Here is a 20230-nt window from a genome sequence, read left to right as displayed (position 1 = left end):
CACCGGATGACCCCCCGCCCGGGCGGCCGGCTCAGACCGGGGACGGCGGAAGGGGCAGCGGCAGCCCCGGCAGACCGTCCAGACTGGTCGCGACGTGCTCCTTCTTGGTGAAGTACTCGCTCAGCGAGGCGTCGTCCTCCCGGGCGAAACGCCTGCCGTGCAGGTCGCGGTCCTCCTCGTACGCCATGAAGGGCACCGCGTAGCCGCAGGTGTCGCGGATCAGTGAGGCGTGCACGACCACGACCGCGCGCAGTCCGTGCGCCGCCGGGTCGATGTCGGGGAACCGGGCGAGCAGGTCGGGGAAGCGCGGATCGTCGCGGAAGACCGGTTCGCCCCGGCCGTGGACGCGGACGATGTTGGGCGGGCCCTGGAAGGCGCACCACATCAGCGTGATCCGGCCGTTCTCGCGCAGGTGCGCGATGGTCTCCGCGGTGGACCCGGCGAAGTCCAGATAGGCCACGGTGTGCTCGTCGAGCACCGCGAGGCAGCCCTTGAGTCCCTTGGGGGAGAGGTTGACCGTGCCCTCGCCGGAGAGCGGTGCGGTCGCGGTGAAGAAGAGGGGCTGCTCCTCGATGAAGGCACGGAGCCTGCCGTCTATGCGCTCATAGGTCTTTCCCATGTCCACCGATTATCCGCGCAACTCGTTCGACTGTCTAAGGAATTGCGGGCTCCGGTGTGTCCCGGCCCGGCGACGCGCTGCCGGGCCGGGACACACCGGAGCCCGGCCGGAGCGTGGTGGAGGGCCGCAGCTCGATTGACGATCCATGCATACTTCTGCATACTCATGCATGCCAGCCTGTCGTGCGGCACGCGCCGCGGGCACGGCACGGCCGGCGCGGACCCGGCACGAGTACGGTTCGTACACCCACATCTCCCTAGGAGCTGAGCGAGTGAGCAGCAACAGCGGTGACGTACGGCTCTGGGGCGGCCGTTTCGCCGACGGACCCGCCGAGGCCCTGGCGAAACTGTCCGCGTCCGTCCACTTCGACTGGCGGCTCGCGCCCTACGACATCGCCGGATCGCGTGCCCACGCGCGCGTGCTGCACACGGCCGGCCTGCTCAGCGAGGACGAGCTGACCCGCATGATCGCCGGACTCGACCGGCTCGAGGCCGACGTGGCGGACGGCTCCTTCACCGGCACCCTCGCCGACGAGGACGTCCACACCGCCCTGGAACGCGGCCTGCTGGAGCGCGTCGGCCCCGACCTCGGCGGCAAGCTGCGCGCCGGCCGGTCCCGCAACGACCAGGTCGCCACCCTCTTCCGCATGTACCTGCGCGACCACGCCCGGATCATCGGCGGTCTGGTCGCCGACCTGCAGGACGCGCTGGTCGCCCTCGCCGAGGCGCACCCGGACGTGGCGATGCCCGGCCGCACCCACCTCCAGCACGCCCAGCCCGTCCTGTTCGCCCACCACGTCCTCGCGCACGTGCAGGCCCTGTCCCGGGACGCCGAGCGGCTGCGCCAGTGGGACGAACGGACCGCCGTGTCGCCCTACGGCTCGGGCGCCCTCGCCGGCTCCTCGCTGGGCCTCGACCCGGAGGCGGTCGCCCGCGACCTGGGCTTCGAGCGCGGCAGCGTCGGCAACTCCATCGACGGCACCGCCTCGCGCGACTTCGTCGCCGAGTTCGTCTTCATCACCGCGATGATCGGCGTCAACGTCTCCCGCATCGCCGAGGAGATCATCATCTGGAACACGAAGGAGTTCTCCTTCGTGACGCTGCACGACGCCTTCTCCACCGGCTCGTCGATCATGCCGCAGAAGAAGAACCCGGACATCGCCGAGCTGGCGCGCGGCAAGTCGGGCCGCCTCATCGGCAACCTGACGGGCCTGATGGCCACGCTGAAGGCCCTGCCGCTGGCGTACAACCGCGACCTGCAGGAGGACAAGGAGCCGGTCTTCGACTCCTGCGACCAGCTCGAACTCCTGCTGCCCGCCTTCACCGGCATGATGGCCACCCTCACCGTCCACCGCGAGCGCATGGAGGAACTGGCACCGGCCGGCTTCTCCCTGGCCACCGACGTCGCCGAGTGGCTGGTCAAGCAGGGCGTGCCGTTCCGGGTGGCGCACGAGGTGGCCGGCGAGTGCGTCAAGGCCGCCGAGGCCGAGGGCAAGGAGCTGGACGAGCTGACCGACGAGCAGTTCGCGAAGATCTCCGCCCACCTGACACCCGAGGTGCGCACGGTGCTCAACGTGCCCGGCGCCCTCGCCTCCCGCAGCGGGCGCGGCGGCACCGCCCCCGGCGCGGTCGCCGTCCAGCTCGCCGAGGTCAAGGCGGACCTGGCCGTCCAGCACGCATGGGCGAACGCCAGGAAGTAGCGGGTGAGGGACGCGTGGGGCGTCGCGGGTACGTTGGTCGCAGCACGGAGCCGACCGGAACGGAGCCCGCGATGCCCTTCACACGACTGGCCGCAGCCACCACCCCCACCTGTCACCTCGGCCTCGGCCTCGCCGCCGTCGGGCGCCCCGGGTACATCAATCTCGGCCGTGACCGCGACCTCGGTGCCGACCGCTCCGCCGACGCCCTGCGCGCCCGTACCCACGAACTCCTGGACGCCGCCTACGCCCAGGGCGTGCGCTATGTCGACGCCGCCCGCTCCTACGGCCGCTCGGAGGAGTTCCTCGCCGACTGGCTGCGCACCCGTCCGCACACCGGCGACGTGGTCGTCGGCAGCAAGTGGGGGTACACCTACACGGCCGGCTGGCGCACCGACGCCGAGCGGCACGAGGTCAAGGACCACGGCCTCGCCACCTACGAGCGGCAGCGCGCGGAGAGCGCCGCACTGCTCGGCGACCGCATCGACCTCTACCAGATCCACTCGGTGACCCCGGACAGCCCGGCCCTGACCGACAAGGAACTGCACGCCCGCCTCGCCGAGGCCGCCGCGTCCGGCACGACCGTCGGCTTCTCCACCAGCGGCCCCGCCCAGGCCGACGCGATCCGGGCCGCCCTGGCCGTGACCGTCGACGGCGAGCCCCTCTTCCGCACGGTCCAGTCGACGTACAACGCCCTGGAGACCTCCGCCGGGCCCGCCCTCGCCGAGGCGCATGACGCCGGGCTCACCGTGATCGTCAAGGAGGGCATGGCCAACGGGCGGCTGGCCGGTCCGCAGGCACCCGAGGCGCTGCGGGAGGTGGCCCGGCAGACCGGCTACGGCTGCGACGCGGTGGCCCTCGCCCTGGTGCTGCGCCGGCCGTGGGCGGGCGTCGTCCTCTCCGGCGCGGCCACCCTCGACCAGCTCGCCTCCAACCTGCACGCCCCGGCCGTGGACCTCGACGAGGAGCAGGTGGCCCGCCTCGACGCCCTGGCCGAGGACCCGCGCGCCTACTGGGACCGGCGCGCCGGACTGCCCTGGCACTGAGCCCCCGCCGTCCCGCACCTGTCTCTCCCCCCGGCCGCCCCACCTCCCCCTGCCGCCCCACATCCGTCTCTTCCCCCGCCGCCGCACCCCTCTCTCCGGCCCGCCCCGCTCCTGCGCGCGGCGGGCTGCTGAGACGCGTACGCCGCTGGTGAGACATTCATGTCTCATTCGGTGTATGTTTGTCTCATGGCTGTCGATCGTGACCACGTGCTGCGCACCGCCGCGGCCCTGCTGACCCGCAAGTCCACCGCGACGATGGACGAGGTCGCCCGGGCGGCCGGGATCAGCCGCGCCACGCTGCACCGGCACTTCGCCGGGCGGGACGCGCTCGTGCGGGCGCTGGAGGCGCTCGGCATCCAGGAGTGCGAGGCCGCGCTCGACGCGGCCAGGACCCACGAGGGCCCGGCGCGCGAGGCCGTGCACCGGCTGGTGCGCGAGACGGAGTCCGCGGCCGGTCTGCTGGCCTTCCTCTACTCCGAGAACCAGCTGTTCGAGGGCGAGGAGCAGAACGCGGGCTGGGCGCGGATCGACGAACGGATCGAGGCCCTGTTCCGGCGCGGCCAGCGCAGCGGTGAGTTCCGCATCGACCTCACCCCCGCCTGGCTCACCGAGGCGCTGTACGGCCTGCTGGCCTCCGGCGCCTGGGCCGTGGCCGAGGGCCGGGTGGCCCCCAAGGACTACACCTACATGATCGTGGAGCTGCTGCTCGGCGGCGCCCTGCGTACGGACGAACCACGGAGAGAGGAACCATGACCAGCACCCTGCAGCCGGCCGCGGCGGCGGAGACGGAGAAGCGCCCGGGCCGCTGGCTCGCGCTCGGCGTCCTCGTCCTGGCCGTGCTGCTGGTGGCCGTCGACGCGACCGTCCTCGGTCTCGCGACCCCCTACATCAGTGAGGACCTCGAGCCCTCCGGCACCCAGCTGCTCTGGATAGGCGACGTCTACTCGTTCGTCATCGCCGGTCTGCTCGTCTCCATGGGCAGCCTCGGCGACCGCATCGGGCGCAAGCGCATCCTGCTCGGCGGTGCCACCGCGTTCGGCCTGATCTCCGTGCTCAACGCCTACGCGGCCACGCCGGAGATGATGATCCTGGCCCGGGCGCTGCTCGGTGTCGCCGGTGCCACCCTGATGCCGGCCACGCTCGCCCTGATCCGCAACCTCTTCCACGACGCGCGCGAGCGCAGCCTCGCCGTCGGCGTCTGGGGCGCGGCCGCCTCCGCCGGCATGGCCGTGGGGCCGATCGTCGGCGGGTTCCTGCTCGAACACTTCTGGTGGGGCTCGGTCTTCCTGATCAACCTGCCCGTGATGGCCGTGCTCGTCCTGGTCGGCATCCGCCTGCTGCCCGAGTCCCGCAACCCCCACCCGGGCCCGTGGGACCTCGCCGGCGTCCTGCTGTCCCTGGTCGGCATGATCGCCACCGTGTACGCGGTCAAGGAGGCCGCCGCGCACGGGTTCACCTGGGCGGTCCTCGGCACGGGCCTGCTGGGCGTGGCCGCGCTGTACGGCTTCGTCCGCCGCCAGCTCACGATGCCCGTGCCCCTGCTGGACATGCGGCTCTTCTGCAGCCGCGGCTTCAGCGGTGCCGTCCTCGCCGACCTGCTGACCGTGCTCGGCATGTCCGGACTGGTCTTCTTCCTCTCCCAGTACCTGCAACTGGTGCAGGGCAGGCGGCCGTTCGAGGCGGGCCTGGCCGAGCTGCCGGCCGCCGTCGGTGCCGTGGCGGCCGGTCTGGTGGCCGGCCGCGCGGCCCGGCGCTTCTCGGTGCGGGCGGTGGTCTCCGGCGGACTCGCCGCGGTGGGCCTGGCCCTGGCGGCGCTGACGGCGCTCAGCGGTGCCACCGGCTACCCGCTGCTCGGCACCGCCCTGCTGGTGGTCGGCGTCGGCGCCGGCCTCTCCTTCACGGTGACCGCCGACGTGATCCTCTCCAGCGTGCCCAAGGACCAGGCGGGCGCCGCCTCAGCGGTCTCGGAGACGGCGTACGAACTGGGCGCGGCCCTGGGCATCGCCCTGCTCGGTTCCATCGTGACCGCCGCCTACCGCGGCTTCAGCGGCCCGAGCGGCACACCGGCGCGGGCCCACGAGTCCCTGGGCGGCGCGGTGGAGGCGGCGGCCGGCCTGCCGGCCCCCACCGCCGAATCCCTGCTCTCCGCGGCCCGCGAAGCCTTCGTCCACGGCCTTCACCTGGCCTCGGGCGCCGGCGCGGTGGTCCTCCTGGCGGCAGCGGCGGCGGCCTGGGTGCTGCTGAAGAACGAGAAGCTGTGAAGCCGGAGGCCCGGGAACCCCGGGGAGGCGGCCCCCGCAAGGGGGCCGTTTCCGTGAGCGGCTGACGCCGTGTGGACGCGATCAACCACCGCGGTGCCGCACCCGGCGGAGCACGGGAACCCCCGCGGCGCCGAGCCGCCGGCGCGCCGCGGGTCTACGCCGCCTTCGCCTTGGTGGCGTACATGTCCACGTACTCCTGCCCCGACAGCCGCATGACCTCGGTCATCACCGAGTCCGTCACCGCCCGCAGCACGTACCGGTCGCGGTCCATGCCCTCGTAGCGGGAGAACTCCATCGGCTCACCGAAGCGCACGGTGACCTTGCCCGGACGGGGCAGCCCCGCCCCGCCCGGCTGGAGCTTGTCCGTGCCGATCATGGCGAACGGAACGACCGGCGCGCCCGTCATCAGCGTCAGCCGGGCGATGCCGGTGCGGCCCCGGTACAGCCGGCCGTCGGGGGAGCGGGTGCCCTCGGGGTAGATGCCGAAGATCCTGTTCTCCTCCAGGATCCGGCGCCCGGTCATCAGCGCCGCGACCCCGCCCCGGCCGCCGTCGCGGTCGACCGGGATCATGCCGACACCGGTGAAGAACCAGGCCATCAGGCGGCCCTTGAAGCCCTTGCCGGTGACGTACTCGTCCTTGCCGATGAAGAACACCTGACGGTCGCAGACCAGCGGGAGGATCATCGAGTCGATGAACGTCAGGTGGTTGCCGGCCAGGATGACCGGACCGTCGCCGGGAATGCGCTCCGCGCCCTCCACCTGTGGGCGGAACATCAGGCGCATGATCGGACCGAGCACTGCCTTGATGAGCGCGAAGCGGGACAACGGGCCCTCCGGTGTCAAGGGATTCTCTATGAAGTCTGTGCAGGTGAGGACGATACTCGCGGCGCGGCCCCGAATGCACATCGGGCTCACCACCTCTTACCTGCTGTTGACGTACGTTCACCTGCGCGGGAGCCCCGTCACGCCTCGGTGAACGGCACGCAACGGTGTGACGCAGGTTACGGGGCGTCACCCGCCGGTCCCGGCCCGTCTCCTCCCGACGTTCCCTTGCTTCCCCTCCGTCCCTCCTGTCCCGCCGGCGCGTCATCCGGCGTCACCCCCGTGTTCCGTCCGGGGCCTCCCGGCCGTCACCCCGGCCCCCCTACGATCGGCGCGCACCGACGACACGAGACCAGGAGGCGCACATGGGGACGCAGGAGCCGCAGCGGCAGGGGCAGGCGCGCGAGTCCGAGGGGCGCACGGGCCGGACCGCGCGCCGGACGCTGCTCGGCGCCGCGGTGCTCGGCGCCGGGGGAGCGGTCCTCGGAGCACCCGGCACGGCCGGCGCCGCACCGGCGGGGCCCGCGCAGGCCCCGGCCGCGGCCACCGCGGCCGGGCACGGCCGGGGCGGCGGTCTCGCAAGCCTGCCCGTGCCGACGGTCATCGGCCACCGGGGCGCCAGCGGATACCGTCCCGAGCACACCTTCGGCTCCTACGAGCTGGCCCTCGACCTCGGCGCGCACGTCGTCGAGGCCGGAGACCTGGTGCCCACCCGGGACGGCCACCTCGTGTGCCGGCACGAGCCGGAGATCGGCGGCACCACGGACGTCGCCGACCACCCCGAGTTCGCCGGCCGCCGGACCACCAAGGTCCTCGACGGGGTGCCCACCACCGGCTGGTTCACGGAGGACTTCACGCTCGCCGAGCTGAAGACGCTGCGCGCCGTCGAACGCATCCCGGCCAACCGCCCGCACAACACCCTCTACAACGGCCGCTGGGAGATCCCCACCTTCGAAGAGGTCCTGAAGTGGCAGGACGAGCAGACCCGCCGCCGCGGCAGGCAGGTGTGGATCTACCCCGAGACCAAGCACCCCACCTACTTCCGCAAGCTGGGCCTCGGCCTGGAGGAGCGGGTGGCGAAGCTGCTGCGCAGGCACGGCAAGGACCGCAGGAACTCGCCGGTGATCCTCCAGTCCTTCGAGCCGACCAGCATCCAGCGGCTGCGCCGCCTCGTGGACAACCCCCTGGCCGTGCTCCTGTCCGGCGCCGACAGCCGCCCGTACGACTTCGTCGAGGCCGGCGACCCGCGCACGGTGGCCGACCTCATCACCCCCGAGGGCCTGAAGCAGATCGCCTCCTACGCGCAGGGCATCGGCCCGACCGTGGACCTGGTCATCCCCAAGGAGGCGGACGGCAACCTCGGCAGGCCCAGCACGCTGGTGCGGGACGCGCACGCGGCGGGACTGGTCCTGCACCCCTACACCATGCGCAACGAGAACCCGTTCCTGCCGCCGAAGTTCCGCAAGGGCACCGCCAAGGACGCCTACGGTGACGTCTTCGGCCTCTTCCAGGCCTACTTCGCCACCGGCATCGACGGCATCTTCACCGACAACGCCGACACCGGCCTGCTCGCCCGGGAGGACTTCCTGAGCCGCCGGTCCGTCAACCGCTGAACCGTCCCGACCCGTCGGTGTGAACCGCGGGCCGCCCCGGCAACCCCGTGCCGGGGCGGTCGCGTCGTGCCGCATATGACACCCGACATGCTCACCGCCCTGCGCCCGCTGCTCGCCGCCGAGGCCTCGGCCGAGGCACATGCCGCCGGAACGGAACCGGGCGACCTGGAACAGGCGGTCTGGCTGCGGCTGCTGGAGCGACTGGAGACGGACGGGCCGCCGCACGACCCCCAGGGCTGGCTGCGCAGGGCCGTCCGCTCCGAGGCGCGCCGGACCCGACGCACCGTCACCATCGAGCGTCCCTACGGCCTCGAACCCGCCGACGACAGCGAGCGCGGTCCCGAGTCCATGGCGCTGGCCGCCGCGCGGGGGCGCGCGCTGCACGACGCGGTGGGCCGGCTGCCGGGCCGCTGCCCCCGGCTGCTGGAGGCGCTGCTGTCACCGAGGGACCTCACCTACCGGGAGATCGCGGGGGAGTTGGGTATCTCACAGGGCAGCCTCGGCCCGGAACGCTCCAGATGTCTGGGATGTCTACGGCGTTTGCTCGCACCGGAGGTTGCGGCGCGCGAAGCCCGGGGATAGGAGTGGGGGACGACAGGTGATCAGGTGAGCGGGAGGCGTGCGCACATGGGCATGAGCGTGACCATCTCGGCGGCGACCGAGCAGGACGCGGAGCAGATCTTCAAGCTTCAGTACCTGTGCTTCCAGAGCGAGGCGGCGCTGTACGGCAACTACCGCATCGACCCGCTCGTGCAGAGCCTCGACTCCCTCCGCCAGGAGGTCGTCGCCGACTGCGTCTTCGTGGCCCGGCTCGGCGACGAGGTGGTGGGCTCGGTGCGCGGCAGCACGACCCAGGACGGCGCGGCCGCCATCGGCAAACTCTGCGTCCACCCCCGCCTGCAGGGCCACGGCATCGGCGCCCGGCTGCTGCGCGCGGTCGAGGCGGCCCTGGCCGAGGAGCGCGGCGCCACCCGCTTCCGTCTGCACACCGGCCACCGCAGCGAGGGCAACCTGCGTCTGTACCGCCGCGTCGGCTACCAGACGGTGGGCACCTTCGACAGCCCCGACGGCGTCCCGATGATCCTGCTGGAGAAGCCGGCCGGCACGTACGTGGCGACCGCCTAGGGCCCTCCGTCCGGTCGGGCCGGGTCCCGGCGGCGGCTCAGGAGGCCGCCGGGACCTGCCTGCGGGCCTTGCGCAGCCAGTACAGCGCGGACAGCGGGAGCAGTACGGGGATGAAGACGTACCCCATGCCGTAGTCGGACCACACGGTCGCGTCCGGGAACGCGGACGGTTCGACGAGCGTCCAGGTCCCGACCGTCAGCACGCCCACCAGCTCGGCGGCGCAGCACACCAGCGCCGCCCGGCGGGCCTTCTCCCCGCCGCGCACCAGCGAGTAGGTGATGAAGCCGTAGACCACGCCCGCCACCGCCGAGAGCGAGTAGGCGAGCGGGGCCCGGCCGAAGTCGGTCGCGATCTGGTAGACGGAGCGGGACACCGCGCCGACCACCATCACGCCGTACAGCCAGACGAGCAGGATGCCCGGTCCGCTGATGAGCCGGGCCTTCGCCGCCTTGGCCGGCTTCTGGTCGACAGTGGCCATCTCAGCCTCCCCAGATGTCGTAGAGCCGCACTTCGAGGACGGCGAGGACGACCCCGCCGGCCGCGACCGTCACCGAGCCCCAGCGCGTGCGCTCCGCCAGCGACATGAAGGCGGCCGCCGGGACGCAGGCGAAGGCGCCCAGCAGGTACGCCACGAAGATCGTCGCCCCCTGGTCCGGCTTCTCGCCCCGCGCGAGCTGCACGATCCCGATCACCAGCTGGACCAGGGCCAGCACGGTGACCACGGCCATCCCGATGAAGTGCCAGTCCTTCGTCGGCTGGTCACGGTAGGCGGCCCAGCCGCACCAGGCGGCGAGCAGCAACGCGGCGACGCCGGTCACCAGCGTCAGGGCATCAAGCATGCCTGTGACCCTATTACGGGGCGAAGACCCCACCGCGCCCGCCCCGGCGCCGGCCCCCCGCGGGCCGGGGTGCGGCCGTGGCGTTGGCCACAGCCCGGCCGGCGACCGGCTCCGGGTGCCCCCGCGGGCGGACCCCCGCCGGACCTGTCACCGCTGGTCAGCGACGTGGGCGAGGCCGTACCCGGCCGCCGCCCGGGGGCGTCCCATGAACGTCCACGATGCGGACAGCGGTGCCGTGTCAGCACCATGGGTCTGGTTTACTGATCGCATGACCACGACGAGCTGCCGCATCCCTGCGACCGAGGCGACGATGACGCCCGGTGCTCGTTGTATGTGTCCTGTGCGTCGAATGTGCGCCTTCTAGAGGGCCCCTGCACCACCTGAGCCTCGCGCCCCGAAGCGAGTGCCCGCTCATGTCCGCGCCCGCGTCCGGCCCGTCCGCCGCAGGCGACTGAGCCCGTGCCCCCGCGCGCGTCCCTTCCTTCCGCTTGGGGACGTGCCGCGTTCCGGCCGCACCCGACCATGAACGCCGTGCCCGGCGCCCACGACGCGCCGCGCACTCGACAGTGACGGAAACCCACGTGATCACCACATCGGGCCTCACCAAGGTCTACCGCTCGCGCGGACGCGAGGTCACCGCCCTCGACGGCGTCGACCTGCACGTCCGCGAAGGCGAGGTGTACGGCGTCATCGGCCAGTCCGGCGCCGGCAAGTCCTCGCTGATCCGCTGCATCAACCTGCTGGAGCGGCCCACCTCGGGCACGGTCACCGTCGCCGGGCAGGACCTCACGGCCCTCGCCGGGCGCGGCCCGCGGGCCGGCCGGGAGCTGCGGCAGGCGCGCAGCCGGATCGGCATGGTCTTCCAGCACTTCAACCTGCTGTCCACGCGCACCGTCCGGGACAACGTCGAACTGCCCCTGGAGATCCTCGGCAGGTCAGGGAAGGAACGTTCCCGCAGGGCGCTCGAACTGCTCGACCTGGTCGGTCTGGCCGACAAGGCCGGCGCCTACCCCGCCCAGCTCTCCGGCGGTCAGAAGCAGCGCGTCGGCATCGCCCGCGCCCTGGCCGGCGACCCCAAGGTGCTCCTGTCCGACGAGGCCACCAGCGCGCTCGACCCGGAGACCACCCGTTCCATCCTCCAGCTGCTGCGCGACCTCAACCGGCAGCTCGGCCTGACCGTCCTGCTCATCACGCACGAGATGGACGTCGTCAAGTCGATCTGCGACTCCGCCGCGCTCATGGAGCGGGGTCGGATCACCGAGTCCGGCACCGTGAGCGAACTGCTCGCCACCCCGGGCTCCCAGCTGGCCTCGGCGCTGTTCCCGGTCGGCGGCGAGGCCGGCGGCGAGGACCGGACCGTCCTGGACGTCACCTTCCACGGCGAGGCCGCCACCCAGCCCGTCATCTCCCAGCTGTCCCGCACCTACAACATCGACATATCGATCCTCGGCGCCGCCATCGACACCGTCGGCGGCCTCCAGGTCGGCCGGATGCGCATCGAACTGCCCGGCCGCTACGAGGACAACGTCGTACCCGTCGGCTTCCTGCGCGAGCAGGGCCTGCAGATCGACGTCGTCGGCCAGGACGGCCCGCTGGTGAAGGAAGGCGCCCGATGAGCTGGTCCGAGATGCACCCGCTGCTGTCCCAGGCCTGTTGGGACACCCTCTACATGGTCGGCTGGTCCACGCTGATCGCCGTCGCCGGCGGACTGCCGCTCGGCGTCCTGCTGGTCCTCACCGACCGGGGCGGCCTGCTCCAGAACGTCCTCGCCAACAAGGTCATCGGCCAGACGGTCAACATCGCCCGCTCGATGCCGTTCATCATCCTCATGGTCGCCCTGATGAACTTCACCCGCTGGGTGACCGGGACCACCATCGGGCGCGAGGCCGCCATCGTGCCGCTCGCCATCGGCGCCATCCCGTACTTCGCACGGCTGGTGGAGACCTCCGTGCGCGAGGTGGACGGCGGCCTCGTCGAGGCCGTGCAGTCCATGGGCGGCAACACCTGGACGGTCGTGCGCAAGGTCCTCGTGCCCGAGGCCCTGCCGTCCCTGATCGCCGGCACCACCACGACCGTCGTCGCCCTCATCGGCTACTCCGCGATGGCCGGCACGGTCGGCGCGGGCGGCCTCGGCGACATCGCCATCCGCTACGGCTACCAGCGCTTCGAGACCCAGCTGATGTGGGTCACCGTGGCGATCCTCGCCGTGGTCATCTCGCTCATCCAGTTCGCCGGCGACCTCGCCGCCCGCTCCCTGCACCGGCGCGGCGGCCGCTCCGGACCGGCGCCCAGGCTGCGGCTGCTCAAGGCCGGCGCGGCCGGCGGCGCCGGCGAAGGCGGCGATCCCGCCACGGCCGGCGTGAGCAAGGCGGCCTGACCCGCCACCGGGGCCCGCCCCGCCCGTACCAGACTCCCCGTTCCCCCCCCTACGGGGCCGCACCACCCAAGGAAAGGCACTTTTCGTGCGTAACACCGCCAAGATCACCTCTGCCGTCCTGGCCGCCGGAGCCCTCACCTTCGGGCTCACCGCCTGCGGCGGCTCGGACTCCGGCTCCAAGAGCGACGCGAACGCCACGCTGACCGTCGCCGCCACCCCCACCCCGCAGGGCGAGATCCTCTCCTACGTCAAGGACCACCTGGCGCAGAAGGCCGGCCTCAAGCTGGAGGTCAAGGAGTTCACCGACTACGTGACCCCCAACACGGCCGTCCAGCAGGGCCAGGTCGACGCCAACTACTTCCAGCACAAGCCCTACCTGGACGACTTCAACAAGAAGAACGGCACCGACATCGTGCCGGTCCCCGGCGGCACCGTGCACCTGGAACCGCTCGGCGTCTACTCCAAGAGCGTCAAGAAGCTCACGGACCTCAAGCAGGGCGCCACCGTCGCCCTCCCCAACGACACCACCAACGAGGCCCGGGCGCTCAAGCTGCTGGAGGCCAACGGCCTGCTCGAGCTGAAGGCCGGTGCCGGCTACGAGGCCACCCCCAAGGACGTCACCGCCAACCCCAAGGGCCTGAAGTTCAAGGAGCTGGAGGCGGCCCAGCTGCCGCGCTCGCTCGGCGACGTCGACGCCGCGGTGATCAACGGCAACTACGCTCTGGAGGCCAAGCTCAGCCCGGCCAAGGACGCGCTCGCCGCCGAGTCCGCCAAGGGCAACCCGTACGCCAACTTCCTCGCCGTGAAGAAGGGCGACGAGAGCGACCCGCGCGTGAAGAAGCTCGCCAAGCTGCTCACCTCGCCCGAGGTCAAGAAGTTCATCGAGGACAAGTACGACGGAGCCGTCGTCCCGGCGTTCTGATCCGCCCGGCGCCGCCGCACCCGGGGTCCGCTTCCGCACGGGGGCGGACCCCGTGGTGCCGCGCGGTGCGCCGATGCTGCATGCTGGACAGTTCAGCAGGCCCTGACGGTATTTCCGAAGGTTACGGAGCGGCGCCATGACTAGCACCTTCCCCAACATCTCCATCAGCACGGAGCGGTTGGTGCTGCGCCCCCTCGACGAGGACGACGTCCCCGCCCTGGCCGCGATGATGAACGACGAACAGGTCGCCGCCTGGACCGACGTCCCCCAGCCCTTCACCGAGGAGGCCGCCCTGCGCTGGATCGGCGGCCACGCCCCCGCCGAACGCACCGCGGGCCGCGGCCTCGACCTCGCGGTCACCGAGTTCCTCACCCAGCGCCTGGTCGGCATCGTCCAGCTGAGCAAGACCAACTGGCACGTCCGCGCCACCGAACTGTCGTACATCATCGCCCCCTGGGCCCGCGGCGAGGGGTACGCCTCCGAGGCCGCCCTGGCCACCGCCCAGTGGTTGTTCGGCGACCAGGAGTTCGAACGCATCGAACTGCGTACCGCCGCCGGCAACACCGCCTCCCAGCAGGTCGCCCAGAAGATCGGCTGCATCAGCGAGGGCGTGCTCCGCAACGCCTGCATAGCCCACGTGCGCGCCGAGGACGGCACCTGGACCGACGTGCGCACCGACTTCATCGTGTGGAGCCTGCTCCCGGAGGACCTGGACGGCGCCGAGGAGGAACTCGCCGACTCCGGCGGTTACCGCTCCTTCCCCGACTGGAACTGACCGGACGCGGCCCCGCCGCCCCACCGCGCGCGCCGCCGCTCCACCAGGTAATCTCACGGAGCCCGCACTCGGGCGTCGCCCCTGACGACCTGCATCATCCCCCTGGAGACTGACAACGATGGCCGACCGGGTCACGGTGATCGGCTGGGACGGTTCGCCGCTGACCGACGCGGCGCGCGGCGCCCTCGGCGCCGCCACCCTCGTGGCGGGCGCGGCGCACCACCTCGCGCTGCCCGAGGTGCCCCCCGGCGCCGAGCGCATCCGCCTCGGCAGCGTCGCCCTCGCCGCCCGCCGCATCGCCGGCCACCGCGGCACCGCCGTCGTCCTCGCCGACGGGGACCCCGGCTTCTTCGGCGTCGTACGGACCCTGCGCGCACCCGAGTTCGGCCTGGAGGTCGAGGTCGTCCCCGCCGTCTCCTCGGTCGCCGCCGCCTTCGCCCGCGCCGGCATGCCCTGGGACGACGCCCAGGTGGTCGTCGCCCACAAACGCACCCTGCGCCGCGCCGTGAACGTCTGCCGCGCCCACACCAAGGTCGCCGTACTGACCGCGCCCGGCGCCGGCCCCGCGGAACTGGGCCTGCTCCTCGACAAGGTCCACCGCACCTTCGTCATCTGCGAGGAACTCGGCACCGCGCGCGAACAGGTCACCGTCGTCACCTCCGACAAGGCCGCCGACCACACCTGGCGCGACCCGAACGTCGTCATCGTCATCGGCGGCAACGGCGGGCGGACCCCCGCCGGCCCCGGCTCCGCCTCCGGCGAGAGCGGCGGCTGGATCGCCGGGCGCGACCCGGCGGACGGGCCGCGCGGCTGGACCCGGCCCGCCGACGCCTACGACGGACCCCTGGGCGAGGGGGAGACCGACCTCCTGCGGGCCGCCCAACTCGCCCGGCTGGGACCGCGCGTCGGTGACCTGGTCTGGGACATCGGCTGCGGCAGCGGCGCCTTCGCCACCGAGGCCGCCCGCGGCGGCGCCGCCGTCATCGCCGTCGACCGCGACCCGCGGGCCTGCGCCCGCACCGAGACCGCCGCGCGCCGCTTCGGCCTCCAGGTCCAGGTGGTGCACGGCATCGCCCCGCACGTCCTGGAGGACCTGCCCGAACCGGACGTCGTCCGGGTCGGCGGCGGGGGAGCGGCCGTCGTCGAAGCGGTGGCCGACCGGCGCCCGCAGCGCATCGTCGCCCACGCCGCGACCCGCGACGACGCCGAACGCGTCGGCCGCGGCCTCACCGAGCACGGCTACCGCGTCGAGTGCGCCCTGCTCCAGTCCGTCCAACTCGACACCCGGGTCTGGACGGAGACCGAGCGGAGCGTCGCGTTCCTGCTCAGCGGGGAGATGCCGCCGAGCGGAGCGACGCGCTGACGGCAGGCCGGCGGCCGGCCGGCGCGGCCCCGAGGACCGCGCCCCGTGATCGGGTTGTCGTACCGCGCGCGGTAGGCTGGCCGATCGTTGTACCGCACTGGGGGGTTCCGGAACTTCGTTCGTCAATGTCCGGAAAACCCGCCCGTTTTGCGGGGGGTGTGGTACGGCAGAACCGGAGGACGCGCAACGTGGCGCAGTCCACAGCGGACCGTGACGGATGACGCTGTCGCGGCGGGCGGCCGACCGCGACAATGCCACTCAATGGCTTTGTCGCCTTTTTTGGGCGGGTCGCTCGTGCCGCTGGGCACGGACGCTCGTTCTTCACCGGGGGCGGTCGGTGCGCCGTTCCCGGTGAGCTGGTCGTAGGAGCACTAACCGATGGGCGAGGGGTACGCATGACCGACACCGGCCAGGTCCCGGGCGAGGGGCTGCCGGAGAGCGCAGGCATGGTGGAACAGCCGGGCGTCCCCGCGCACGGCGCGTACACCTACCTCTCCGAGTCTCCCGCCGAGGACGAAGACCTCCTGCTGCCGGGCTCCCAGGGCGCCTGGGGCAACGAAGTGCCGCCGCCCGCCCCGGAGCCGGTCGTCGAGGCCGTCCACGAGCCGGGCCCGCACGAGACGGGCGGCCGCGACAGCGGCTCCGTCGACCTGAGCGGCGTCCTGCACCCCGACCCGACGGCGGTGCCGCCCGTGACGCCGCCGCGCCGGCCGCTGCACCTCGGCCCGCCCACCCCCGACGCCTCCGCCAGCCCGGTGCGCTCGCTGGCCGACCGCGGCCCGGCCGACGCGCCGGTACGGCAGCCCGGACCGGCCGCCACCGCCGCGGGGCCCGAGCACCCCGACGCCCAGCAGGCGGGCGTGCCGCAGCCGCTCGGGGCGCCGCAGGGCGCGGCTCCCTGGGGCGCGCAGGACACGCGGACCGCGCACGCGCCGGTGGCCGCGCCCGCTCCCGCCGCCCCGCAGGCGGACGCGCGGGCCACGGCTGCGGAAACGGTTGTTCCGGATGCCGGGGCCGTCACGGAGGCCGAGCCGGCCGGGGCGGCCCAGGCCGCCGTCGCCCGGCTCGCGGCCCAGGCGGGGGCAGCGGCTCCCGAGACTCCGGCCGCGGCGCACGCCCCCCAGCCCGCGCACGAGGCGGAAGGCACCCCGCGGGCCGCGGACGTGCAGGTGCCGGAAGGCGCGGAGCCCGCGGAGAGCACGGACGGTGCGCAGGACCCGGCGGCGGTCGCGGCGGCTCCGGGCACGGCTTCCGGGAGCGGTTCCGCGCCCGGTGAGGTGACCGGCGCCGCGGACCCGGCGGCCGGGCAGGTGCCCGAAGGGGCCGACGCCGTCGCCGCGCAGGAGCCCGAGGGCGGCCCCGGGGCAGTACCGGCCGGTGACGCCGTCGAGGCCGCCCCCGGCGCGGAGGCGGAGGACGTCTCCACAGCGGTCCCGGCGGCCGAGGCCACGTCCGTCCCCGCGCCCGCGTCCATGCCCGCGCCCACGCCGCAGGCTTCCGCCCCGCAGGCAGTTCCCGCTGCCCAGCAGGGCCAGGCCGGCCAGGCGGACTCCGTGGACCAGGGCGCGCAGACCATCCCCGTTCCGGACCCGGCGGCGCCCGCTGCGGGCGAGGCTTCCGGGACCGAGGCATCCGCGGAGCACGGGCCCACGGTCGAGGCCGCCCAGATCCCGCAGGCCGCCCAGGCCCCGGAGGACGTCCAGACCCCGCAGGCCGCCCAGGCGCCCGGGGCGGACGGTCCCGCTGACGCCGCGCAGCCGGCCGACGCCGCCGAGCAGGCCGCCCCTCAGGCCCCTGTCGCTGAGGAGACCGCCGCGCCCGCCGCAGAGGCCGCCGCCCCCGGCGATCAAGCCACCGCCACAGAGGCTGCCGCCCCTGGCGATCAGACCGCCGCCGAAGAGGCCGCCGCCCCCGGCGATCAGACCGCCGCCGAGGAGACTGCCGCGCCCCAGCAGAGCGCCCCCGCCGAGGAGACCGCTCCCCAGATCGTCCCCGCCGAGCAGGCTCCCGCGCCTCAGCAGACCGCCGCGGACCCGCAGGCACCGCAGGAGACCCCGTCCGTGCCGGTGGCCCCGCAGGACGCTGTCCAGCCGCAGCCGCAGCCGCAGCCGCAGCCGCAGCTGCAGGCCCCCGGCGCCCCCGGGGCGGCCGTGTCCGCCGAGCCCGAGGCGGCGGCTTCCCCGCCCGACGCGCCCGCCCAGGGTGAGGCCCCGACCGGTGGCGTACCGGCCGCCCAGCAGGAAGAGTCCGTGCCGACCCCCGTACCGCCCCTCGCCGAGCAGGCCGCCCCGACGGCCGGACCCGGCGTCCCGGACCCCGCCCCGGCCGCCGAAACTCCCGCCGCTCAGGAAGCCTCCGGCGCACCGGCCGCCGGCGCACCCGAAACCGCCGGCGTGCCCGCGGCGCCCGCCCCGGCCGAGGCCCCGCACACATCTGCGGCTCCGCAGAGCGCGGACGCCTCCACGGCCCCGGGGACGCAGGCCGCCCCCCAGGCGCCCGAGGCCGGCGCGGCTCCGGCCGAAGCCGCGGACCCGGCCGGGACCCCCGCCCCCGCCGAAGCCCCGCTCGCCGCCCCGGCGTCCGCCCCCCTCCCCGCACCGGCCCTGCCCGCCGAGACCCCCGAAGCGACCACGCCCGCCGGACCGGCGGCCGACGCGCCGGTCGGCGAGTTCGTACCGGTCGACGGAACGGTGCCGACCACCCCGCACCTGTCGCCGACCCCGCCGCACCCGATCGTCGTGCCGCAGCACCGGCCCGGGGCCCAGCAGCCCCAGCCCGCCGCCGCGGCCGCCCAGCAGCCCCAGGAGCCCGTGGCCGCCGTCCCGGCGCCCCGCGCGGGTGACGCGGTCCCCGCCGCCGACGAGCCGGACCCCGACGTGGTCCAGCGGGCGGAGGACCTGGAGACCCGTGGCGCCGGCCAGGAGGACTCCGGGGAGGAGCCGCGGGAGGAGGACGTGTCCGCCGCCGAGGCACCGCGGCCGGCGGGCCCGGCCGCGCCCGGCTACGACGAGGCCGAGCGCGAGGCCGTGCTCAAGGTGATGCGCGAGCGCCGCGACATCCGCAACGGCTTCCGCGGCGATCCCATCCCGCACGAGGTGCTGCTGCGCGTCCTGGAGGCCGCGCACCACGCACCGTCGGTCGGCCACTCCCAGCCCTGGGACTTCGTCGTCATCCGCTCCGCCGACACCCGCCGGGCGATGCACGAACTGGCCATGCGGCAGCGCGACGCCTACGCCAAGTCGCTGCCGAAGGGCCGCGCCAAGCAGTTCAGGGAACTGAAGATCGAGGCCATCCTCGAGACCCCGGTGAACATCGTCGTCACCGCCGACCCCACGCGCGGCGGCCGGCACACCCTCGGCCGGCACACCCAGCCGCAGATGGCTCCGTACTCCGCGGCGCTCGCCGTCGAGAACCTGTGGCTCGCCGCCCGGGCCGAAGGGCTCGGCGTCGGCTGGGTCAGCTTCTTCGACGAGCGGGAGATGGTCCGCGCCCTCGGCCTGCCCGAGCACCTGGAGGTCATCGCCTACCTGTGCGTCGGGTACGTCGACGAGTTCCCGGACGAGCCCGAACTGATGCAGGCCGGGTGGTCCAAGCGCCGCCCGCTGTCCTGGGTGGTGCACGAGGAGACGTACGGTCGCCGCGCCCTGCCCGGCGAGGACCCGCACGACCTGCTCGCCGAGACCGTCGCCCAGATCCGCCCGCTGGACGCCAAGGCGCTCGGCGAGGCCTGGGAGCGGCAGAAGCGCATGACCAAGCCGGCCGGTGCGCTGGGCATGCTGGAGATCATCTCCGCGCAGCTGTCGGGCCTGTCCCGGCAGTGCCCGCCCCCGATCCCGGAGCCCGCGGCCGTCGCGATCTTCGCCGGGGACCACGGGGTGCACGCCCAGGGCGTCACCCCCTGGCCGCAGGAGGTCACCGCCCAGATGGTGGCCAACTTCCTCGGCGGGGGAGCGGTCTGCAACGCCTTCGCGAGCCAGGTGGGCGCCGAGGTCTGCGTCGTCGACGTGGGTGTCGCCGCCGACCTCCCGGCCACGCCGGGCCTGCTGCCCCGCAAGATCCGCGGCGGCACGTCCGACATGACCACCGGGCCCGCGATGACACGCGAGGAGGCCAGGAAGGCCATCGAGGTCGGCATCGAGACCGCCCGCGACCTGGTGGCGGCCGGCAACAAGGCGCTGCTCACCGGCGAGATGGGCATCGCCAACACCACCGCCTCCGCGGCCCTCATCTCCGTCTACACCGGCGCCGACCCCGCCGAGGTCACCGGCCGGGGCACCGGCATCAACGACGAGACGCTGGCCCGCAAGACCGAGGTGGTCCGGCGCGCCCTCGAAGTGCACCGGCCCGACCCGGCCGACCCCATCGGCGTGCTCGCCGCGATCGGCGGGTTCGAGCACGCGGCCATGGTCGGCCTGCTGCTCGGCGGCGCCTCGCTGCGCACGCCGGTGATCCTCGACGGCGTCAGCGCCGGTGCCGCCGCGCTGGTGGCCCGCGCGATCGCCCCGGAGGTCCTGGCCGCCTGCATCGCGGGCCACCGCAGCGCCGAACCCGGCCACGTCGCCGCCCTCAACAAACTGGGCCTGCGCCCCCTGGTCGACCTCGACCTGCGCCTGGGCGAGGGCACCGGCGCGCTGCTCGCCCTGCCGCTGGTGCAGAGCACGGCCCGCGCGATGCACGAGGTGGCGACGTTCGACTCGGCGGGCGTCACCGAGAAGTGACCCGGTATGCCGGGACCGGGCGGGTACGCACCCCCTGCGCACCCCCCGGCCCC

17 protein-coding genes are annotated in these 20230 nt (G+C 73.9%); 13 read left to right on the top strand and 4 right to left on the bottom strand.

Annotated features, from left to right (window positions below; all coding sequences use genetic code 11):
* Positions 1 to 31: 31 nt before the first annotated feature.
* Positions 32 to 619 (bottom strand): pyridoxamine 5'-phosphate oxidase family protein, encoded by a 588-nt coding sequence (locus ABZ719_RS21840; protein WP_366726837.1) that lies wholly within the window; start codon positions 617 to 619, stop codon positions 32 to 34.
* Positions 620 to 890: 271 nt separating this feature from the next.
* On the opposite strand from ABZ719_RS21840, the gene argH reads away from it, so the two are divergent.
* The 4 genes from argH to ABZ719_RS21820 all read left to right on the top strand — a co-directional run bounded on the left by argH (position 891) and on the right by ABZ719_RS21820 (position 5622).
* Positions 891 to 2318 (top strand): argininosuccinate lyase, encoded by a 1428-nt coding sequence (gene argH / locus ABZ719_RS21835; RefSeq protein ID WP_366726836.1) that lies wholly within the window; start codon positions 891 to 893, stop codon positions 2316 to 2318.
* 71 nt (positions 2319 to 2389) lie between these two features.
* Positions 2390 to 3361 (top strand): aldo/keto reductase, encoded by a 972-nt coding sequence (locus ABZ719_RS21830; protein WP_366726835.1) that lies wholly within the window; start codon positions 2390 to 2392, stop codon positions 3359 to 3361.
* 186 nt (positions 3362 to 3547) lie between these two features.
* Positions 3548 to 4114: a helix-turn-helix domain-containing protein gene (locus ABZ719_RS21825; RefSeq protein ID WP_366726834.1), complete on the top strand. Its 567-nt coding sequence runs from the start codon at positions 3548 to 3550 to the stop codon at positions 4112 to 4114.
* The gene (locus ABZ719_RS21820; RefSeq protein ID WP_366726833.1) at positions 4111 to 5622 is read left to right on the top strand and encodes an MFS transporter; all 1512 of its coding nucleotides are present in this window, start codon (positions 4111 to 4113) and stop codon (positions 5620 to 5622) included. The genes ABZ719_RS21825 and ABZ719_RS21820 overlap by 4 nt, the downstream gene beginning before the upstream one ends.
* A 154-nt stretch (positions 5623 to 5776) precedes the next feature.
* On the opposite strand, the gene ABZ719_RS21815 is transcribed toward ABZ719_RS21820, so the two are convergent.
* Positions 5777 to 6529: a 1-acyl-sn-glycerol-3-phosphate acyltransferase gene (locus ABZ719_RS21815; protein ID WP_078884201.1), complete on the bottom strand. Its 753-nt coding sequence runs from the start codon at positions 6527 to 6529 to the stop codon at positions 5777 to 5779.
* Between the two features lie 281 nt (positions 6530 to 6810).
* Here ABZ719_RS21815 and ABZ719_RS21810 point away from each other — a divergent pair, with 281 nt between their 5' ends.
* The 3 genes from ABZ719_RS21810 (at position 6811) to ABZ719_RS21800 (ending at position 9183) form a co-directional block, all read left to right on the top strand.
* Positions 6811 to 8058 (top strand): glycerophosphodiester phosphodiesterase, encoded by a 1248-nt coding sequence (locus ABZ719_RS21810; protein ID WP_366726832.1) that lies wholly within the window; start codon positions 6811 to 6813, stop codon positions 8056 to 8058.
* 75 nt (positions 8059 to 8133) lie between these two features.
* The gene (locus ABZ719_RS21805; RefSeq protein ID WP_366726831.1) at positions 8134 to 8640 is read left to right on the top strand and encodes a sigma-70 family RNA polymerase sigma factor; all 507 of its coding nucleotides are present in this window, start codon (positions 8134 to 8136) and stop codon (positions 8638 to 8640) included.
* Positions 8641 to 8685: 45 nt separating this feature from the next.
* Positions 8686 to 9183 (top strand): GNAT family N-acetyltransferase, encoded by a 498-nt coding sequence (locus ABZ719_RS21800; RefSeq protein ID WP_366726853.1) that lies wholly within the window; start codon positions 8686 to 8688, stop codon positions 9181 to 9183.
* Positions 9184 to 9220: 37 nt separating this feature from the next.
* Here the strand turns inward: ABZ719_RS21800 and ABZ719_RS21795 are convergent, their stop codons facing one another.
* The gene (locus tag ABZ719_RS21795; RefSeq protein WP_366726830.1) at positions 9221 to 9661 is read right to left on the bottom strand and encodes a hypothetical protein; all 441 of its coding nucleotides are present in this window, start codon (positions 9659 to 9661) and stop codon (positions 9221 to 9223) included.
* A gap of 1 nt (position 9662) precedes the next feature.
* A complete protein-coding gene (locus ABZ719_RS21790) occupies positions 9663 to 10022 on the bottom strand; it encodes a hypothetical protein (protein WP_037860126.1) in 360 nt (119 codons plus the stop codon).
* 581 nt (positions 10023 to 10603) lie between these two features.
* Between ABZ719_RS21790 and ABZ719_RS21785 the strand changes: the two genes are divergently transcribed.
* From ABZ719_RS21785 to cobT, 6 genes are all read left to right on the top strand, one after another.
* Complete coding sequence (locus ABZ719_RS21785) at positions 10604 to 11638, top strand: ATP-binding cassette domain-containing protein (protein WP_366726829.1); 1035 nt, start codon at positions 10604 to 10606, stop codon at positions 11636 to 11638.
* Entirely contained in the window at positions 11635 to 12399 is a 765-nt protein-coding gene (locus ABZ719_RS21780; protein WP_366726828.1) for a methionine ABC transporter permease, read from the top strand. Before ABZ719_RS21785 ends, ABZ719_RS21780 begins: the two co-directional genes overlap by 4 nt.
* A gap of 85 nt (positions 12400 to 12484) precedes the next feature.
* A complete protein-coding gene (locus ABZ719_RS21775; RefSeq protein ID WP_366726827.1) occupies positions 12485 to 13321 on the top strand; it encodes a MetQ/NlpA family ABC transporter substrate-binding protein in 837 nt (278 codons plus the stop codon).
* Positions 13322 to 13457: 136 nt separating this feature from the next.
* A complete protein-coding gene (locus ABZ719_RS21770; RefSeq protein WP_366726826.1) occupies positions 13458 to 14096 on the top strand; it encodes a GNAT family N-acetyltransferase in 639 nt (212 codons plus the stop codon).
* Between the two features lie 118 nt (positions 14097 to 14214).
* Positions 14215 to 15459 carry a precorrin-6y C5,15-methyltransferase (decarboxylating) subunit CbiE gene (cbiE, locus tag ABZ719_RS21765; protein ID WP_366726825.1) on the top strand — a complete coding sequence of 415 codons (1245 nt, stop codon included), beginning with the start codon at positions 14215 to 14217 and terminating at the stop codon, positions 15457 to 15459.
* 395 nt (positions 15460 to 15854) lie between these two features.
* Positions 15855 to 20177 (top strand): nicotinate-nucleotide--dimethylbenzimidazole phosphoribosyltransferase, encoded by a 4323-nt coding sequence (cobT, locus tag ABZ719_RS21760; RefSeq protein WP_366726824.1) that lies wholly within the window; start codon positions 15855 to 15857, stop codon positions 20175 to 20177.
* The last annotated feature ends 53 nt before the right edge of the window (positions 20178 to 20230 follow it).

The sequence above is a fragment of the Streptomyces sp. NPDC006743 genome, assembly GCF_040703815.1.
Classification (GTDB): domain Bacteria; phylum Actinomycetota; class Actinomycetes; order Streptomycetales; family Streptomycetaceae; genus Streptomyces.
The sequence above is the reverse complement of the archived record's forward strand: the minus strand, read 5'-3'. Positions and strand labels throughout refer to the sequence as shown.

What these genes read in the sequence shown, in the direction of transcription:
- ABZ719_RS21840 (WP_366726837.1), bottom strand. Translation starts at nt 619, where the DNA reads ATGGGAAAGACCTATGAGCGCATAGACGGCAGGCTCCGTGCCTTCATC.
- ABZ719_RS21830 (WP_366726835.1), top strand. Translation starts at nt 2,390, where the DNA reads ATGCCCTTCACACGACTGGCCGCAGCCACCACCCCCACCTGTCACCTC.
- ABZ719_RS21825 (WP_366726834.1), top strand. Translation starts at nt 3,548, where the DNA reads ATGGCTGTCGATCGTGACCACGTGCTGCGCACCGCCGCGGCCCTGCTG.
- ABZ719_RS21820 (WP_366726833.1), top strand. Translation starts at nt 4,111, where the DNA reads ATGACCAGCACCCTGCAGCCGGCCGCGGCGGCGGAGACGGAGAAGCGC.
- ABZ719_RS21815 (WP_078884201.1), bottom strand. Translation starts at nt 6,529, where the DNA reads ATGTGCATTCGGGGCCGCGCCGCGAGTATCGTCCTCACCTGCACAGAC.
- ABZ719_RS21810 (WP_366726832.1), top strand. Translation starts at nt 6,811, where the DNA reads ATGGGGACGCAGGAGCCGCAGCGGCAGGGGCAGGCGCGCGAGTCCGAG.
- ABZ719_RS21805 (WP_366726831.1), top strand. Translation starts at nt 8,134, where the DNA reads ATGACACCCGACATGCTCACCGCCCTGCGCCCGCTGCTCGCCGCCGAG.
- ABZ719_RS21800 (WP_366726853.1), top strand. Translation starts at nt 8,686, where the DNA reads ATGGGCATGAGCGTGACCATCTCGGCGGCGACCGAGCAGGACGCGGAG.
- ABZ719_RS21795 (WP_366726830.1), bottom strand. Translation starts at nt 9,661, where the DNA reads ATGGCCACTGTCGACCAGAAGCCGGCCAAGGCGGCGAAGGCCCGGCTC.
- ABZ719_RS21790 (WP_037860126.1), bottom strand. Translation starts at nt 10,022, where the DNA reads ATGCTTGATGCCCTGACGCTGGTGACCGGCGTCGCCGCGTTGCTGCTC.
- ABZ719_RS21780 (WP_366726828.1), top strand. Translation starts at nt 11,635, where the DNA reads ATGAGCTGGTCCGAGATGCACCCGCTGCTGTCCCAGGCCTGTTGGGAC.
- ABZ719_RS21770 (WP_366726826.1), top strand. Translation starts at nt 13,458, where the DNA reads ATGACTAGCACCTTCCCCAACATCTCCATCAGCACGGAGCGGTTGGTG.
- cbiE (WP_366726825.1), top strand. Translation starts at nt 14,215, where the DNA reads ATGGCCGACCGGGTCACGGTGATCGGCTGGGACGGTTCGCCGCTGACC.
- cobT (WP_366726824.1), top strand. Translation starts at nt 15,855, where the DNA reads ATGACCGACACCGGCCAGGTCCCGGGCGAGGGGCTGCCGGAGAGCGCA.